This window comes from Gluconobacter aidae, assembly GCF_009547075.1.
In the GTDB taxonomy this organism is placed as follows: domain Bacteria; phylum Pseudomonadota; class Alphaproteobacteria; order Acetobacterales; family Acetobacteraceae; genus Gluconobacter; species Gluconobacter aidae.
The window spans coordinates 17,001-34,216 of sequence record NZ_WIPH01000002.1 but is presented as its reverse complement, the minus strand read 5'-3'; the positions used below and the strand labels follow the sequence as shown (position 1 = coordinate 34,216).

At 60.5% G+C, this 17,216-nt stretch carries 16 protein-coding genes and 1 pseudogene; 4 read left to right on the top strand and 13 right to left on the bottom strand.

Annotation, left to right across the window (positions count from 1 at the left end):
• Positions 1–166 precede the first annotated feature (166 nt).
• From rplL to fzlA, 13 genes are all read right to left on the bottom strand, one after another.
• Positions 167–541, bottom strand: a complete 375-nt coding sequence (gene rplL, locus GFJ39_RS01350; RefSeq protein WP_041110858.1) for a 50S ribosomal protein L7/L12 — start codon at positions 539–541, stop codon at positions 167–169.
• 67 nt (positions 542–608) lie between these two features.
• On the bottom strand, positions 609–1,133 hold the full coding sequence (rplJ, locus tag GFJ39_RS01345) for a 50S ribosomal protein L10 (RefSeq protein ID WP_041110860.1): 525 nt from the start codon (positions 1,131–1,133) through the stop codon (positions 609–611).
• Between the two features lie 309 nt (positions 1,134–1,442).
• Entirely contained in the window at positions 1,443–2,135 is a 693-nt protein-coding gene (rplA, locus tag GFJ39_RS01340) for a 50S ribosomal protein L1 (RefSeq protein WP_011251974.1), read from the bottom strand.
• A 4-nt stretch (positions 2,136–2,139) separates the two neighbouring features.
• Positions 2,140–2,574, bottom strand: a complete 435-nt coding sequence (rplK, locus tag GFJ39_RS01335; protein ID WP_008852418.1) for a 50S ribosomal protein L11 — start codon at positions 2,572–2,574, stop codon at positions 2,140–2,142.
• Positions 2,575–2,673: 99 nt separating this feature from the next.
• Complete coding sequence (locus GFJ39_RS01330; protein WP_228391733.1) at positions 2,674–4,344, bottom strand: efflux transporter outer membrane subunit; 1,671 nt, start codon at positions 4,342–4,344, stop codon at positions 2,674–2,676.
• Positions 4,344–5,636, bottom strand: coding sequence for an efflux RND transporter periplasmic adaptor subunit (locus tag GFJ39_RS01325; RefSeq protein ID WP_325062776.1), 1,293 nt, complete (start codon positions 5,634–5,636; stop codon positions 4,344–4,346). Before GFJ39_RS01325 ends, GFJ39_RS01330 begins: the two co-directional genes overlap by 1 nt.
• Positions 5,633–8,800, bottom strand: a complete 3,168-nt coding sequence (locus tag GFJ39_RS01320) for an efflux RND transporter permease subunit (protein WP_153429224.1) — start codon at positions 8,798–8,800, stop codon at positions 5,633–5,635. The genes GFJ39_RS01325 and GFJ39_RS01320 overlap by 4 nt, the downstream gene beginning before the upstream one ends.
• A 170-nt stretch (positions 8,801–8,970) precedes the next feature.
• The gene (locus tag GFJ39_RS01315) at positions 8,971–10,401 is read right to left on the bottom strand and encodes a sensor histidine kinase (protein WP_325062775.1); all 1,431 of its coding nucleotides are present in this window, start codon (positions 10,399–10,401) and stop codon (positions 8,971–8,973) included.
• On the bottom strand, positions 10,388–11,113 hold the full coding sequence (locus GFJ39_RS01310; RefSeq protein ID WP_407645848.1) for a response regulator transcription factor: 726 nt from the start codon (positions 11,111–11,113) through the stop codon (positions 10,388–10,390). The genes GFJ39_RS01315 and GFJ39_RS01310 overlap by 14 nt, the downstream gene beginning before the upstream one ends.
• 70 nt (positions 11,114–11,183) lie before the next feature.
• Entirely contained in the window at positions 11,184–12,416 is a 1,233-nt protein-coding gene (locus tag GFJ39_RS01305; RefSeq protein WP_153429222.1) for a DNA recombination protein RmuC, read from the bottom strand.
• Positions 12,417–12,462: 46 nt separating this feature from the next.
• A complete protein-coding gene (locus GFJ39_RS01300) occupies positions 12,463–12,708 on the bottom strand; it encodes a hypothetical protein (RefSeq protein WP_024717246.1) in 246 nt (81 codons plus the stop codon).
• Positions 12,709–12,831: 123 nt separating this feature from the next.
• Complete coding sequence (locus tag GFJ39_RS01295) at positions 12,832–14,007, bottom strand: BaiN/RdsA family NAD(P)/FAD-dependent oxidoreductase (RefSeq protein ID WP_153429363.1); 1,176 nt, start codon at positions 14,005–14,007, stop codon at positions 12,832–12,834.
• Between the two features lie 11 nt (positions 14,008–14,018).
• Positions 14,019–14,687, bottom strand: coding sequence for an FtsZ-binding protein FzlA (gene fzlA, locus GFJ39_RS01290; protein ID WP_041110865.1), 669 nt, complete (start codon positions 14,685–14,687; stop codon positions 14,019–14,021).
• Positions 14,688–14,764: 77 nt separating this feature from the next.
• Between fzlA and minC the strand changes: the two genes are divergently transcribed.
• The 4 genes and pseudogenes from minC to GFJ39_RS01270 form a co-directional block, all read left to right on the top strand.
• Entirely contained in the window at positions 14,765–15,493 is a 729-nt protein-coding gene (gene minC, locus GFJ39_RS01285) for a septum site-determining protein MinC (protein ID WP_153429361.1), read from the top strand.
• 142 nt (positions 15,494–15,635) lie between these two features.
• Complete coding sequence (gene minD, locus GFJ39_RS01280; protein ID WP_153429221.1) at positions 15,636–16,448, top strand: septum site-determining protein MinD; 813 nt, start codon at positions 15,636–15,638, stop codon at positions 16,446–16,448.
• Between the two features lie 4 nt (positions 16,449–16,452).
• Positions 16,453–16,731 (top strand): cell division topological specificity factor MinE, encoded by a 279-nt coding sequence (gene minE / locus GFJ39_RS01275; RefSeq protein WP_011251986.1) that lies wholly within the window; start codon positions 16,453–16,455, stop codon positions 16,729–16,731.
• 62 nt (positions 16,732–16,793) lie between these two features.
• Positions 16,794–17,177 (top strand): annotated as a pseudogene (locus tag GFJ39_RS01270) (YidB family protein); the annotation flags it as partial.
• Between the last annotated feature and the right edge of the window lie 39 nt (positions 17,178–17,216).

Here is a 17,216-nt window from a genome sequence, read left to right as displayed (position 1 = left end):
GACCGGAACGACCGGCCATTATGAAATTTTCAGTACGTGGCGAGCCGCGCACTATACACCTGTTTTGCTCCAACGGCAAATCGGGCGGGAACCGCATGCGATCCCCGCCCCATCTGTCTGCCAGGCAGAGACTGCTCCGCGAACGGAGCAGTCTGAAGTCAGTGAATTACTTGACTTCGACCTTGGCGCCGGCGTCTTCAAGAGCCTTCTTGATCTTGGCGGCTTCGTCCTTGGACGCGCCTTCCTTGACGGTCTTCGGTGCGCCTTCGACCAGGTCCTTGGCTTCCTTCAGACCCAGGCCCGTGATGCCACGGACTTCCTTAATCACGTTGATCTTCTTGTCGCCGGCGTCAGCCAGGACAACCGTGAATTCGGTCTGCTCTTCAGCAGGTGCAGCAGCAGCGCCACCGGCAGCAGCAGCAACTGCAACCGGAGCAGCAGCGGAAACGCCCCACTTCTCTTCGAGCATCTTGGAGAGTTCTGCAGCTTCCAGAACGGTCAGAGCGGACAGCTCTTCAACAATCTTTGCCAGATCGGCCATGGTCTTATCCTAAATTGATGTACTGTTGATCAGGTTAAAGCCTACGCCGCAGCGCAGACCTTCATTCTCAGGCGGCTTCTGCTTCGCCGGCCTTGGCATAGGCACCAAAGACGCGAGCAAGCTGGCCAGCCGGCGCCTGGACAACACCTGCGATACGCGTGGCCGGGGTATTGATCATACCCACCAGCTTTGCGCGCAGCTCGTCCAGCGACGGCAGCTCGGCAAGGGCCTTGATTCCATCGACGCCAAGCGTCTGGGAACCGAGGGCACCACCAAGCACCACCAGTTTGTCGTTCGTCTTGGCGAACTCGACGATCACCTTTGCCACCGATGCCGGGTCTTCAGACCACGCAAGCGCGGTCGGTCCCTTGAGCAGCGGCGCGATGCCGTCGAATTGGGTCCCATCCAGAGCACGGCTGGCCAGCCGGTTCTTCGCAACCTTGTATGTCGCCCCTGCCGCACGAATGCGTCGACGCAGCTCCGTCACATCAGCAACCGTCAGACCCTTGTTCTGGGTGACGACAACCATGGACGTGCTGCCAAACACATCGGCGAGGAACTCAACAAAGGCCCGTTTTTCCGTACGGTCCAAAACCTGTCTCCTCGTCAGTCCGGCTTTCACCGAACTAGGTTACCCATGGAACCAGCTTCTTTCGAAGCGGTCCCGCTCGCCTGTCCACAGAAGTGAGCGAACCCAGCACATCGCAGCAGAGCCACAAAAATACCGTCGCCCCGTCTGACGCCCGCGATCCCGGAAGATCCTTAAGGCCCCGAAGGTCCACGTGCGGTCTTGGACAGGTTTGGAAGCAGCCCACCGAAGCGGCCTACCCCTTAGCCGTCGCACCCGAAGGCGTGACGTCATTTCGTGGTGGTCTTTCCCAGAAGGAAGACCACCTGTCAATCAGGCTTCAAAGCTCGCAACGTCAACGCGAACGCCCGGACCCATCGTGGAAGACAGGGCTGCCTTCTTCAGATACGTACCCTTGGCACCCGTCGGACGAGCCTTCTGAACGGCATCGACCAGAGCGTTGATGTTCTCGACCAGCTTGGCTTCATCGAAGGAAGCCTTGCCGACGCCGGCATGAATGATACCGGCCTTCTCGGCGCGGTATTCGACCTGACCGGACTTGGCTGCCGTGATGGCACCCTTGACGTCCATGGTCACCGTGCCGAGACGCGGGTTCGGCATCAGACCACGCGGGCCGAGGATCTTACCCAGACGGCCCACGAGAGCCATCATGTCCGGCGTTGCGATGCAGCGGTCGAAATCGATTTCGCCAGCCTGGATCTTTTCAGCCAGATCTTCCGCACCGACAACTTCCGCACCGGCCGCCAGGGCTTCTTCAGCCTTCGGGCCGCGGGCGAAAACGCCAACGCGAAGGGTCTTGCCCGTGCCGTTCGGCAGGGAGATCAGACCACGGACCATCTGGTCAGCATGACGCGGATCAATGCCGAGGTTCAGCGAGATTTCGATCGTCTCGTCGAACTTTGCCTTGGCGTTGCTCTTCACCAGAGCGACGGCCTCGGACAGACCATACGGCTTGTTACGCTCGACAGTTGCCTGTGCGGCGGTCAGACGCTTGTTCTTGGCCATGATATCAGCCCTCCACCACGTTCAGGCCCATCGACTTGGCGGAACCGGCGAGCATGCGCACGGCGCCGTCAATGTCGTTGGCGTTCATGTCCTTGAACTTCGTCTCAGCGATCTCGCGAAGCTGAGCCGTCGTCACGGAACCAACCGCAGCGGACTTGCCGACCGTCTGGCTGCCCTTGGAAATCTTGGCGGCCTTCAGCAGGAAGTACGTGTTCGGCGGCGTCTTCGTGATGAAGGAGAACGTGCGATCCGCATAGGCGGTGATGACCACCGGGATCGGCATGCCGGGCTCGAGCTGCTGCGTCTTGGCGTTGAACTCCTTGCAGAACTGCATGATGTTCAGGCCGCGCTGACCCAGAGCCGGACCAACCGGCGGAGAAGGATTGGCTTTACCAGCCGGAATCTGAAGCTTGATGTAGCCAACAACTTTTTTGGCCATATCCGGGACTCCCCTGTTTGTCGTTCCCGAACCGCGGTTCAACGGAGTCGGCCACGCCTCCTCCTCCCGCGTTCGAAGTGAGGCGGACCCCTAGACCAGTCAGGGCCGCCCCGTCAAGCCTTGCGGGACATTCTCCGACACGCGATCGCCGCGCAGATCATTGTCCAGCGGCTTGGCATGGTTATCGATGCCATTGACCGGCTTTGGAGTCCGCAGATTGTTATACTGAAGCGGGCCAAACGGATCGATCTGCTTGATGCCCGGCAGGTCAGCGGTGCTCCAACCACCACCCAGGGCACGGACCAGACGCACGGAGGACTGGACCTGCGCCGTCTGGACCTCGACCTCGGCCAGACGCGCCTGAAGGGCATCCTGCTGGGCCACAAGAGCATCAAGATAGTTCGACAGGCCGCCCGTATAGAGCGCCATGGTCATGCTCTGCGTGCGCAGCGCCGCATCCACGGCCTTCTGCTGCTGATCCTGTGCGATCTTGAACTGGCGTGTCTGCGTCAGGCCATCTTCGACATCCTGGAACGCGGACAGGACGACGGACCGGTAGTTGTCCACCATGCTCCGGTACTGCGACCAGGAGCGCTGGAGCGCTGCACGCCGCAGACCACCGGTAAAGGCCGGCTCGACCGCCTGAACCGCGATCTTCCAGAATGCCCGGGAGATGCTGGCGAGATCGAAACCACCGTCCTCGAAACCGCCTTCGGCACTGAACGTGATATGCGGGTAGAACGCGGCACGTGACACACCGATGGCCCGGGCCGACGCGGCCATCTGCCGCTCGGCAATGGCGATATCCGGGCGGCGCTCAAGAAGCGACGCAGGAAGTCCCTCATTGATCTTCACGACCCCGAAATGCATTTTCACGTCCTTGACGGGCGCGATATGGAAGCCTGCGGGAGCCGTGTTGAGCAGGACCGCAATCGCGTGCTCCATGACGTTGCGTCGGGCGATCAGATTGCTCTTGCCGGCCTGCGCGGAATAGAGCTGGGTCTCCGCACGCGAGACATCCAGGCCGGCACCGATCGAACCTGCCTGACGCAGTTCCGTGATCTCGACCGCGGCACGGAAGTAACGGATGGAGTCATCATAAACCGCGTTCTGGGCATCAAGTCCGCGCAGGGCGATGTAGTCGGACGCCAGTTCCGCTTCCAGACTCAGCCTGGCCAGCGCGTACTGAGCCGCCGACGCCTGCGCCAGGTTTTTCTGCATCCGCGTGGTGTTACGGATCGAGTTCCAGAAATCCGGCTCCCAGGTCGCAGCACCGCTATAGGCCTGATTGGACTCATAGACGAGACTTCTGCTCGTGGCCGGGTTGTTATACAACCGGCCGAGCGAGCCCTTGTTGTCGCTCATGTGGGCCGCGCCGGTCACCTGCGGATAAAGACGGCTTTCCGTCTCGCGGGCCACATCGCGGGCCTGCGTGAAGGCTTCCGCCGCGGCCTGCAGATCGGGATTGACGGCCAGCATGCGCTTTTCAAGCCCATCGAGAATGGGATCGTTGAACATGGTCCACCAGTCACTGCGGACAATGCCATCCGCGGGCTGCGCATTGCCCATCATTCCCTTCCCTTCCCATCCTTCGGGGTAGAGGAATTTCTGGGGATGATATTCAGGCGACAGGTCACATGACGCCAGTCCGATTGAAAACACGCCGGCCAGCGCCGTCGTGATTCGCCATCTGGAACGGTTACATCTGGAAGAAGCCACGGCGGATGGGGATGAGTGGAGCGGGGACGACTGGGAACATTCCGGTTTCATCAGCGAGATCCGGCCTCCTCAGGGTTTGCATCATGCTGACGGGCAGGCTGCTGATCCGCATCCTGCTGCGCTTTGCTCGGCGTGTTGTATCCCGGCGTGGTCGGGACGATCTTGACTTCATCCCCTTCCAGCAGATCAGCAGTAGGGTTGGCAACCACACGGTCGTCTTTTGTAATACCGCTGAGGACCTGCACTGTCGTGCCAAAGTTGATGCCGACTTTCACATTCACCAGATGGGCGTGGTTATTGATAACCTTGGCCACCTGCGTCCCTTCGGCCCGGAAGATGATCGCACCTTCCGGCAGGATCAGGATGTTCGGATTGCCCGGGGCCGAAATATGCGCCGTCGCATAGGAGTTCGGCCACAGCAGATTATCGCTGTTATCCAGCGTCAGCTCGGTCGTAACCGTACGGGTCGCGGCATTGAAGGCGTTAGCCGTTGCGAGGAATGTCGCCCGGAAGCGGCTGCCAGGATACTGGGGCACCGTGAGTTCAGCCTCAATCTTCGGAGAAATGACACTCGCGAAATCCTGCGGCACCGAGACGAATACGCGCATCCGGTGAATATCAGCCACCGAAAACAGCTCGGATGCCGCACCACGGGAATTCACGTTCCCACCGCCCGCATTCACATAATCGCCCACATTCACTAGGCGGGACGTCACGATTCCGTCAAATGGAGCGACGATCTTCTTGAAGTCCTCAAGCGCCTGAAAACGATCCACATCATGGTGCGCGGCCTCCAGTTCGGCTTTCTGGGCAGCGGCATTTGCGGCCTGCACGTCCACTTCCTGACGTGACACGGCCTGCGTCCCCTTCAGAGCCGTCCAGCGCTTGGTCGTGATCAGGGCCAGATTGTACCGCGCCAGAATGACGTTGTAATGCGCCTTGGCCGCCTCGAACTGGGCGTCGATGCTCGGAGTACTGATTTCAGCCAGAACATCGCCGCGTTTCACCCGGGCACCATAGTCCTTGTACCACATCTTCACATAACCCGAGACCTGCGCATAAATCGGTGCCTCGTACCAGGCTGCGAGATTGGCTGGCAGATCAACTTGCCGCGTCTTCGGGCCTGGCTGCGGCGTAATCAGGGTAACGGGCGGAATGGCCGCGTCCTCTGTCGCGCTGGTCAGGGAATGATAATGCGCTCCCCGCTGTACGATCCCCCAGGCCGCCAGTATGATCGCCACCAGGATCACCAGCAGCAGAATAAGCTTGCCACGTGCTCCAGAACCCGCGCGTACCGGATGGTTTACCGGAGGCACCTGCCCCTGATCCGTAGAATGGTTCACGCGCGGTCTCCTTCAGGCCCAGCAGGCCGCTTGTAATGAATAAGGGCAAAAACGCAGGGAACAAAAAGCAGGGTGGCAACAGTTGCCACAAGAAGCCCGCCGATCACCGCCTTACCCAGCGGCGCATTGTCGGAATTGCTGATGGACATCGGGATCATACCGATCATCATCGCCAGCGCCGTCATCAGAACCGGGCGGATACGTTCATAACCAGCTTCCAGCGCCGCCGTAATGGCATCACCATGATGGTCCATCCGCTCACGGGCGAACGACACCACGAGAATGGCGTTGGCTGTAGCCGTTCCCATGCACATGATTGCACCGGTCAACGCCGGGACAGACATTGAGGTGTGTGTCAGGAAGAGACTCCAGGAAATGCCGCCCAGAGCGCCCGGCAGGGCGGTGATGATGACGAACGGATCGAGCCAGGACTGGAAGTTCACGACAATGATCAGATAGACCAGCACGATCGAGAGCGCGAGGCCGCCAATCAGTTGGACATAGGCGTCATTCATCGTCACGGCCTGACCGCGGACCACCATGCTCGACCCATGCGGCAGCAGCTTGCGCTCGTGATCCACGATCCGGTTCACCGCACGCGAGACTGTCCCCAGATCCATGTCTTCAGGTGCCGCATAGATATCGAAGACCGGCATGATGTTGTAATGCGCGATTTCCGCAGGTGTTCCGGTCTGTACCAGCTCACTCAGTCCACCCAGAAGCTGCGGCGTCCGATTGGTCGGGTTGCCATCCCCCTTGTCGATCGGAAGGATTTCCAGATCGTTCATGGTCTGCAAGTAGTTCGCAGGCGCCTGAACGTCGATCAGCTGCGATGTGCCCTGCGCATTCAGGTAATAGGTCTGACCGACCTGGCCACTACCGGACAGCGTGACCAGCGCATTCAGCGCGACATCCCGCTCGGTGATGCCCGTTCCGAGTGCAAAGCTTCGGCGGTTGTTCACCATGATGGTCGGCTGCGTCATCGGCTCCTGGATGGAGACATCCGTAATGCCCGGAATATGGCGCAGTTTCTTGGCGAGCTGCGTAGCAAAGCGGAAGTTGTCGGTCAGATCACGTCCCACCACCTGCACGTCAATAGGTGACGGCAGGCCGAAGTTCAGGATCTTCGCGGTCAAATCGCCCGGCTGGAACGTGAAGATGGTCCCCGGGAAATCATTGGTCAGCCCCTTGCGCAGCCGCCGCCGGAATTCGGAGATCGGGCTTTCCGCGTCCCTGAGCTGGATGGTAATATTGCAGTCCTGCGTTCCAACGGTCGGGGACGGAATCATGGCCTGGTTCAACTGACTGCGCGGCAGGCCACAGTTGTTCACAACATTGACGACCTGCCCAGGCAGCAGATTACGAATTCGTCTCTCAACCAGCCCGACGATCTTGCCCGTCTCTGAAAGTCGCGTACCGATTGGGGCACGCATGTGCATCTCAATCGTCCCCGACTTAATCTCGGGAAAGAAATCCTGCCCGATAAACAGCAGCAATGCCATGGATGAGATAGCCGCGAGCAGGAACAGCGTCACGAAACGACCGCGGATCGAGATCAGGGTTTCGAGAATGGATTTGTAGTGCTCGCGGAAGCTGGTGAAGCGTGCCTCAAACCCCTGCTGAAACCGGCCAAAAACACTCAGCTTGCGATTATGCCATTCAGGATCGCGATGCATCCGGACCTGAGCTGCCAGCATCCAGTTCGCCATCGTCGGGACCAGCGTCCGCGACAGGATGAAGGACGCGATCATGGCGAAGATGATCGCCTCGGCCATCGGCATGAACAGCCAGCCCGAAATCCCCGTCAGTTCGAACAGCGGCAGCCATACGATGCAGATACAGGTCGTGGACACGAAAGTCGGAATGACGATCTGGTTCGCCGCATCAATGATCGCATCCTCCAGATCCTTTCCGGTCTCGAGATGCGCATCGATGTTCTCGATCATGACGGTCGCATCATCGACGAGAATACCTACCGCCAACGCCAGCCCACCCAATGTCATGACATTGATGGACTGACCCGCGATGCTTAACCCGATAATCGAGCACAGCATCGCGAGTGGAATGGACGTCGCCACAATGACTGTCGAGCGCCACGACCCCAGGAACAGCATGACCGTCAGACTGGTCAGGATGGCAGCCGTGATCATCTCACGCACCACATCCATAACCGATTCTTTCACGAAGCTCGACGCATCGGTCAGAACATTGACGGTCGTCCCGGCCGGCAGCGTGGTCTCGACCTGCGGGAGGAGCTTCTTGATTCCGCTCACAACAGAAAGCGTGGATGCATCACCACTCTTGAGAACGACGATCAGTACCGCCTGCTGCCCCTTCACGAGCACGGCATTCATTTGTGGCGGCCCACCGCGATGCACCCAGGCAACGTCCCGGAGATAGATTACGGAATTGCCGACCTGCTTGATTGGCATTTTGTTGAACACTGCCAGATCAAGAGGCGTCGAGTTCGTCTTTACCATCCAGTCGAGCTGGCCGATCCGCTGGTCACCCGCCGGGAGAACGATATTTTGCAGGTTCAACGCTGCTGCCACATCTTCGGGTGACAGGCGATGCGCGAGCAATTTGACTGGATCAAGATCCACCATGATATCCGGAGCCAAACCACCATAGGGATTGGGAATGGCCGCCCCGGGCACGGAAATCAGCTCTGGCCGGATCAGGTTGGACGCCATGTTGTAGATTTCCGACCCGGACATGGTCGGATTGTTGACCTGTAGCGTAAGGACCGGAACGGAAGACGCATCCATCGCCAGGATCAGTGGTGGCGTAGCGCCGGTCGGCAACTGCTTGATGACAGTCTGGGAAACCGACGTGATCTGCGTCTGCGCCACCGCCGTATTGGTGCCCGGCTGGAAGAAGATCTTCACGATGCCGCGCCCGTAATAGGACGAGCTTTCAATATGTTCGATGTTGCTGACGGTCGCTGTCAGGGCGCGTTCATAATAATAGACGATACGTCCGGACATGTCATCGGGCATCAGCCCAGTATAGGACCAGATGACAGCCACGATCGGGATCTTGATCGAAGGAAAGACGTCCGTCGGCGTGGAAACAATGGCCCTGACTCCGAAGATCAGGATCATGATCGACAGAACAACGAAGGTATAAGGCCGCTTCAGTGCGGTAACGACAATAGCATTCATGCGGTCAGACAACCCCTTGGGGCTCTTCTTGGTCCGGTCAATCTCAACGGGCGTCCCCTTGCAAATTGATCCGAGTCATATCCATCGAGACCCAGACGACAAGGAAAATTCTATTTAAATATCAAGACACACAGAAAACATTGACACAGTATGGTACAATCAACCTTTTTTCACACAGAGACCGGTGGTGCGAAATGAATAGTGAAAACCGCTCCGGGCAGCGTATGACCGGGATGGGTGGACACGATATCTACTGACGCTCCGTGCAGCCGCAGGATCGCCGATACCAGACTTAGTCCAAGCCCGCTTCCCGGGACATGGCGACTTTTATCCGAACGATAGAACCGGCCCATAACGGCCTTGCGCTCGTCTTCGGCAATACCGATTCCCGTATCAGCAACCTGAAGCCAGGTCGCCCCGTCTGGCGCCTGCCCCGCACTCAGCCGGACGGTTCCCGGCTCAGGCGTAAACTTGATCGCATTGTCCACGAGATTGGCCAGAACCTCATTCAGCAGATCCTTGTCCCCGAAAAGCGGCACCGGTTCGTCCGAATCCAGCACCTCCAGCATGACACCTTCGGTCTCGGCGATGGGTTCGTACAAATCCACCACGCCGACCATCAATTCACGCAGATCGAGCATGGCAAATCCCGCCCGGCGGCGACCATTCTCGATCTCGCCGATCCGCAGCAGGGCCGTAATGACGGAAAAACACTGTTCAAGATCCAGCGTGGCGCGCTCAATCGCCCCCTGGAGCGCCAACGGATCATTCGTGATGGCCGAAACACGCTCCAGCCGGGCTTTCACCCGCGCCAGAGGGGTCCGCAGATCATGAGCAATGTCATTACCCACGTCCCGGATCTCGTCCAGCAGATGTTCCAGGCGGTCCAGCATGCGGTTGACCGAGACCGCCAGCCGCTCGATATCGTCGCGCTCCCGTCCAGTCGGGAGACGTTCATGCAGATCGCCGTCCATGATGCGGTCAATCGCCTCATGCATGTCCTTGATCCGCCCCAGTGCGCGGTGGCTCAGGAAAACCCCTGCCATCAGGGCAAACGCAACGACCGGGACGACGGACATCAGCGCCGCGCGCTTGGTGATATAACGTAACTCATTGGCCATGTGCAGCGAGCGGGCCAGAACGAGAATACGGTCGCGGTTGCCGTTCGCCCCCTCGACCTCGACGGCCAGATACCGCATTTCGTAGGGCGTATCCCCCGGCGGGGCATCCCACAGGCGCTGCGTCTTGGGCGAGACCTCAAGCCCGACCGGCCATTTCTTGATGTCACCCGCAATCCGGTTGCGACTCATGTCGAACAGGGCCGCCCCGTTGAGGATCACGCGCAGATCGGTCTTGCTGCGCTCGCGGACTTCATATTCAAGCTGGGCCGGCGTTTCGTGAACCAGCAGCGCGGCCTCACGCTGGAGCAGATCCGTCGAGCGCTGCTGCTCGTATCCGCTCATCTGGCCGTAAACGAGCCCGAACTGCAGCGCCATTCCCGCGATGATCGCCACGACAAAGGCCAGGGTCAGCCTAAACGTTGCCGTTCGGAAAAGATCAGCCCGGAAGAGTTCGGAAAGACGCGGGTCAGCCCGGGACACGCAGACTGAACCCGGCACCGCGAATGCTGTGAATGAGCGGCGGCTCGCCGGGCACGTCGATCTTGCGACGCAGCTTCCCGATATGGACATCCACCAGATTCGTCTGCGGAACGAACCGGTAATTCCACACATCCTCAAGCAGCATGGTGCGCGTCAGCACGGTGTCGGGACGGCGCATCATGTATTCCAGCAGACGGAACTCGCGCGGCAGAAGCTCGATTTCCTGTCCGTTACGGAACACCCGGCGCTCGATCAGATCCATTTCAAGCGGGCCGACCCGGAGCATCGTCACGCGGCTGTCCGTCGGACGACGCAGCAGCGCTTCCAGACGCGCGGCAAGCTCTTCCATGGCGAAGGGTTTGGTCAGGTAGTCATCCCCACCTGCCTTGAGACCGCTCACGCGGTCATCCACCGCCGAAAGTGCAGAGAGCACCAGAACGGGAATGTTGATCCGCTGTGCCCGGACACTTTCAATAACGGTCAGCCCGTCCAGTTCCGGCAGCATACGGTCCACGATCATCAGATCGAACTGACCCGTGCAGGCTTGATCCAGCCCCTCACGCCCTGTCGCGGCGCGCGTGACCTCATAGCCACGGGTCGTGAGTTCCTCGGCAACCTCGGCCGCAATGCTATCGTCATCCTCGATCAGCAGAAGCCGGGGAGAGGATCCGACAGTGCGCTCGGGCGCCCCATGTTCTTGTATGGACGTCATGGTCATGATCCTCACATGAGGCACGTCCCCATGTCATCCAATTAAAATCGGTCTTAATGGCGTAAAGTGTTCAAGAGCTGGCCGGTTCCTCCAGAGCTTCTTCCATTTCATCAGCCGTTCCGTCCAGAGCCCTCAGCCGCCGCCCGAGCACACGCGTCCGACGACGCGCCTCCTCGATCGTGTTGCCCATGGTCCCGGCGTTACGATGCAGCTTTTCCAGAACCTGATCCATCCGCAGCATTTCCTGCCGCGTCGCCCCCAGAAGCCCGGCGATCGCTTCCGTCCGCTCCTCAAGCGTCAGCGTGACATATCCCAGATGAACGGTCCGGAGCATCGCCGGCAGCAGTGATGGCCCCATCACCATCACCCGATACAACCGGCCGATCTCGTCAATCACGCCAGGCATCCGGGCAATTTCAGCATAAAGCCCATCCGTCGGCAGATACAGCACGGCAAATTCGACCGTCACCGGCGGCAGGATGTATTTGGAGGCGATTTTCTTCGCCTCGAACCGGATGACGTTTTCAAGCTCCCGCCGCGCCTGACGCTCAGCCAGCGCGTCTCCCGCTTCCGCGGCATTCAGCAGCCGTTCATAGGCTTCGGTCGGGAACTTGCTGTCAATCGCAAGGCGCGGCGGCGCCTCCGTCCCACGCACCGGCATCTTCACGGCGAATTCGACATTCTCCCCGGCCGTCCCCAGACGGAAATTCGTATCGTAGCTGCCTTCGGGGAGGATATCGTCCAGAATGGCCCGGCACTGCGCTTCGCCCCAGCCTCCCCGCGTCTTCACATTGGAAAACAGCCGCTTCAGGTCCCCGATCTGCGCCGTGACACTCGTAACCTCGCCCAGCGCCTTCTGCATGGCGCTGAACTGCTCCACCACACGCTGGAAGCTGGTCTGCATCTGCTTTTCGACAGCGCCATGAAGCTGTTCGTTCACGGTCGCACGGATCCGTTCGATCTGTTCGTTCTGGTTCTGCGCCATTTCGCGCAGCGCATCGGACAGCAGGAGCCGCCCTTCGGCCTGATCCTGACCCAGATTACGCGCCAGCGTACTCAGCCGCTCGCTGGTCTCCAGCCGGAACTGATCCAGTCGCCCCGACAGGACGCGCTCGACTTCCGACAGATGTGCCCGGTGATATTCGACGTCCTGTGAGCGCTCCTGCGCCTCGCGCTCAAGCAGGCGCTCGAACCGGCCACCGCCATTGCCGCCCCGCAGCACAGCCAGAAATGCGACCAGTAACGCTACAGCCGCCACGATCCAGGGAAAAAACTGCGCCATTCCGGAAATATTCTCCTGCATGGCGCAGTCCTACCCCCTCAGCACAACGGGGCCAATGCCGTCTGTCTTACGGCTGATGGATATTCCCGTAAGACGCGGCACCAAGACCCGGGCACGAACACGGCGCGCCAAGCGGAACCTGCGTCGGCATCTTGCAGGTGTAGATCCCCGCCTTGCAGGTATAGCCATACCCCGCGATCGGTGTGCCCGGCGCGACGGGACCGGAAGCCGCCGTGCCGACACAGGCGCCAAGCCCCAGAAAGGAGAGACCGGCAGCAGCACGCAGAACATGACGGAAAACGGAACGAGACATTTCGATGTGTCCTTGAACGGCCAGTTTCAGAAAACCGGAATTGGAAAAGCGGAAAACGGATCACCACCTTATCGGTTGCCGCGTGATCGGACGTCAGGATGGCAATCCTGTGGCAAAGAGCGACTAGCGATGTCCGGCCGCCGCCTGCCCTGCCGCAACACCACTCGCCCAGGCCCACTGGAAGTTATGGCCACCCAGCCAGCCCGTCACATCCACGGCCTCCCCAATCGCATAAAGTCCCGGAACATCCCGGGCTTCGAACGTCTGGGACGACAGATCCCGCGTATCGATTCCGCCGCGCATGACTTCCGCCTTGGCATAGCCTTCCGTCCCGGCGGGGCGAAGCTGCCAGTTCGACACCCTCTCGGCCAGCGCCTTGATCGCCCGATCCGGCTGGTTCGCCAGCATCGTATCCCCCATGCCCACGGCCAGAACGCGGGCCAGCCGCTGGGGCAGCGCTTCCAGAAGCCTCGGCGGCAGGGCTTTCGGGCGGTCTTTCTTGACCTTCAGCAGCATATTCAGTGCATTCTGCCCCGGCAGAAGATCAATCTGCGCTGCCTCGCCGTTTTCAAGATAGGACGAAATCTGCAAAATCGCGGGGCCTGAAACCCCGCGATGGGTGAAGACCATCCCGTCTTCGAACCGCGGCCCCTTCTTGCCCACGCGCGCCACGATCGGCAGCGACACGCCCGCAAGCTCCGGATCGGCATCCGCCAGAACCAGCGGCACGAGCGCGGGTGCTGGCGACACAATCCGCAGACCAAATTTCCGTGCCAGCCGCAACGACAGGTCGGACGCTCCGAGCTTGGGAATGGACAGCCCGCCCGTCGCGAGGATCACCACCCCGGTCCGGATCTCGCCCCCATCCGTGACGACGATGAAGCCGTGCTCCGCCTGCCGCACATCCAGAATGCGGGTCTGCATCCGCAACTCACATCCGGCGGTCCGGCATTCCGAGACCAGCATATCCACGATCTGCCCGGCCGAGCCATCACAGAAAAGCTGCCCCCGCGCCTTCTCATGCCAGGCAATACCGTAGCGGTTCACCAGCTTGAGAAAATCCTGTGGCGTGTATCGCGCCAGTGCGGAACGCGCGAAATGGCGGTTCTGCGAGATGAAACAGTTGGGCCCGGTCTCAAGATGCGTGAAATTGCACCGGCCGCCGCCCGAAATCAGGATCTTGCGCCCCGGTTCCGGACCGTGATCCAGAACCAGAACCCGCGCCCCGTTCTGACCGGCCGTCGCCGCAGCCATCAGCCCCGCTGCACCGGCTCCGAGCACAATCACATCGGGGTTCATCATGGCGGCTCTCAGAAATCCAGATTGGCGTAATGCGCCGGCGGCGTGATGCCACTGACCTTGTCAGACAGCAGCCCCCGGAAACAGGGCCGCGACTTCACCCGCGCATACCAGTCCTTCGCGGCAGGCGCCTTGGACCAGTTCACATCCCCGATGAAATCCAGCGCTGACAGATGGGCCGCGGCCGCGAAATCAGCGAGCGACAGCGCAGGCCCCGCAAGCCAAGACCGCGTCTCCGCCAGCCACCCGATATAATCGAGATGAAAGCGCATGTTCGCATAGCCGGCCCGCAGCGCATTGCCGTCCGGATGGCCGCGTCCGAACTGGCGCTTGTCGACCTTTTCGCCAAGCAGGTTGCGGGTGACCTCCTGTGCAAAGCGGGTGTCGAACCAGTCCACAAGGCGCCGCGTCTCGACGCGGTCGGCAAAGGTACGCCCCAGAAGCGGTGTATCGGGATAGGCGTCTTCGAGATATTCGCAGATGACACGCCCGCCCGGCACGGCCAGACCATTTTCCTCAACCAGCACGGGAACCTCGCCCGCGGGATTGAGATGCAGGAATTCCTCACGCTGTTCCCAGACCCGCTCGATGACGGGTTCGAACGGGAGTCGCTTCTCGCTGAGGGCAAGCCTCACGAGACGGCATTGCGGAGAAAGTGGAAGGTGATGCAGGATACGCATTGCCACTTTCTAAGTCAGCCGATACCCGCTCACAAGAGCCTCACCGACTGCCCGACACAGGTCCGACGATTTTCACGATGCCCGATCCCGTTTCCGCACCCTCTTCGAACACCCCCATGCGCATCCGTGCGCGCGGCCGCTCCTTCCTGGCGCTCGTCCTGTCCCCCGAGGCGCCCCTCCCCCTCTGGCTGGAAGGTCTCGACTATCAGATCGCCCGCTCAGGCGGCCTTTTCACCGGAAAACCGGTCATTCTGGACCTCAGCCTTGTCAGCGAAACCACGCCGGACCTCACAACACTTCTGGAAGATATCCGCAGGCGCGGTGTACGGATCATCGGCATCGAGGGGGGAAACCGTCACTGGCAGGCCGTCGCGCACTGGGACTGGCCCGAAACGCTCGACGGTGGCCGCCCGGCCGGGGAAGTCGAGATCCCGGAAGATCCTGCTGCCAGCGCGGCGGGGCCGGTATCCGGTGGCGGGACACTCATCATCGAGCAGACCGTCCGTTCAGGGCAGAGCATCCAGCACATGCAGGGCGACGTAATCATCCTTGGATCGGTCTCGTCCGGCGCGGAGATCGTGGCCGCGGGGTCCATTCACGTATACGGAACGTTGCGGGGCCGGGCGATCGCGGGAGTGGGCGGACAGTCCCAGAGCCGGATTTTCGCAAGCCGGATGCTGGCCGAACTGCTGGCCCTCGACGGGTATTATGCCGTGACGGAAGACATCGATCCCGCGATCCTCGGGCAGGCCGCGCAGGCTACCCTGGACGAGGACCGCGTCCGGGTCCTGCCTCTGATGCCGTGAACTGCGAATTGATGGGTCTGCCACGAAAGCGCCCCTATTCGCAGGTTGCCGCGGGGTATAAAACTTTCATAGAATGGGAAACCGGTTGCGGTAACCCGTCATAGGCAGACGCCGACCGCAGAGACGTTTTTTTGGAGTATTCATGGCCAAGGTTCTGGTTGTCACTTCCGGCAAGGGTGGCGTCGGCAAGACGACATCGACCGCCGCGCTCGGCGCCGCTCTCGCTCAGAGCGGGCAGAATGTGGTGGTGGTTGATTTCGATGTCGGGCTGCGCAACCTCGACCTGGTCATGGGTGCCGAACGCAGGGTGGTTTTCGATCTCATTAACGTCGTGCAGGGCGATGCCCGCCTGTCGCAGGCCCTGATCCGGGACAAGCGCTGCGAAACGCTGTCCATCCTCCCGGCATCCCAGACCCGTGACAAGGACGCGCTGACCTCCGAGGGCGTCGCCCGCGTGATGGACGAGCTTCGCGAGAAGTTCGACTGGGTCATCTGCGACAGTCCGGCCGGGATCGAGCGTGGCGCGCAACTGGCCATGTATCACGCCGACATGGCGGTAATCGTCACGAATCCGGAAGTCAGTTCGGTCCGTGACTCCGACCGTATCATCGGCCTGCTCGACAGCAAGACCCAGAAGGCCGAACAGGGCGAGAAGGTCGAAAAGCACCTGCTCCTGACACGCTATGACCCTGCCCGCGCCGCGCGCAAGGAAATGCTGAGCGTCGAGGACGTTCTCGAAATCCTGTCCATCCCGCTGCTCGGCATCGTGCCCGAAAGCGAGGATGTGCTGAAGTCTTCCAATGTCGGTGCGCCCGTCACGCTGACTGCGCCTACGAGCCTTCCTGCCCGCGCCTATTTCGAAGCAGCCCGTCGCCTGAGCGGCGAGAAGCTCGAGGTCTCGGTTCCCGTCGAGAAGCGCGGTTTCTTTGACTGGCTCTTCAAGAGGGACGCATGAATTCATGAGTTTTCTCTCAAACATCTTCGCCCGACGCCAGCAGTCCAGCAGCGTCGCCAAGGACCGTCTGCAGATCCTGCTTGCGCATGAACGCGGCGCGGGTGAGGCAGGTGAGTCCGATCTGATCCGCCAGCTTCACAAAGAGATCATGGAAGTGATTGCGCGGCATGTCGCCGTTGATCAGGACAAGGTCCAGATCAAGGTCGACCGTGGCAGCGGCTGCTCCATGCTCGAAATCGATGTCGAGGTTCCCCAGGAACTCAGTGGCAAGCGGGGTTCGTGATCCGGAGCCTTTTCCGGATATAACCCAGTTTTAAAAATACCGGCTGCGGCCCTGATGCCGCATCTGCAAAAGACGGAACAATACGGATGAGCGGCTTTCTCGGAAACCTCATGAATCAGGCTGTCGACGCCATTGGTGGACAGCTGGGCGAAAAGTTTGGCGGCAGCATCGGCGATTTCCTCAAGGGAGATGGCCTGAATATGCTCATCAGCCAGGCCCAGAGCGCTGGCCTGACCGACAAGATCCAGTCCTGGATCGGCCACAGCGAGAACCTGCCCATCACGGCGGATGAGCTGCGCAGCCTCCTGACGGATCAGCAGATCCAGACGATCGTCGCCAAGACGGGCCTTCCCGCCGCCACGATCCTGCCGGCACTGGCGCAGCTTCTTCCCGCCGCCGTGGACAAGCACACGCCGGACGGTCAGGCGCCCTCTACGACGGCCTGAAGCCAAACTTCTACAAAGAAGCTGCAGAAAGCCCCAGTG

Coding starts and splice junctions, on each gene's coding strand:
- minD (WP_153429221.1), top strand. CDS start 15,636: ATGGCCAAGGTTCTGGTTGTCACTTCCGGCAAGGGTGGCGTCGGCAAG.
- minE (WP_011251986.1), top strand. CDS start 16,453: ATGAGTTTTCTCTCAAACATCTTCGCCCGACGCCAGCAGTCCAGCAGC.
- GFJ39_RS01320 (WP_153429224.1), bottom strand. CDS start 8,800: ATGAATGCTATTGTCGTTACCGCACTGAAGCGGCCTTATACCTTCGTT.
- GFJ39_RS01305 (WP_153429222.1), bottom strand. CDS start 12,416: ATGCAGGAGAATATTTCCGGAATGGCGCAGTTTTTTCCCTGGATCGTG.
- minC (WP_153429361.1), top strand. CDS start 14,765: ATGCCCGATCCCGTTTCCGCACCCTCTTCGAACACCCCCATGCGCATC.
- GFJ39_RS01300 (WP_024717246.1), bottom strand. CDS start 12,708: ATGTCTCGTTCCGTTTTCCGTCATGTTCTGCGTGCTGCTGCCGGTCTC.
- GFJ39_RS01330 (WP_228391733.1), bottom strand. CDS start 4,344: ATGAAACCGGAATGTTCCCAGTCGTCCCCGCTCCACTCATCCCCATCC.
- GFJ39_RS01310 (WP_407645848.1), bottom strand. CDS start 11,113: ATGACGTCCATACAAGAACATGGGGCGCCCGAGCGCACTGTCGGATCC.
- rplL (WP_041110858.1), bottom strand. CDS start 541: ATGGCCGATCTGGCAAAGATTGTTGAAGAGCTGTCCGCTCTGACCGTT.
- rplA (WP_011251974.1), bottom strand. CDS start 2,135: ATGGCCAAGAACAAGCGTCTGACCGCCGCACAGGCAACTGTCGAGCGT.
- GFJ39_RS01295 (WP_153429363.1), bottom strand. CDS start 14,007: ATGAACCCCGATGTGATTGTGCTCGGAGCCGGTGCAGCGGGGCTGATG.
- rplK (WP_008852418.1), bottom strand. CDS start 2,574: ATGGCCAAAAAAGTTGTTGGCTACATCAAGCTTCAGATTCCGGCTGGT.
- fzlA (WP_041110865.1), bottom strand. CDS start 14,687: ATGCGTATCCTGCATCACCTTCCACTTTCTCCGCAATGCCGTCTCGTG.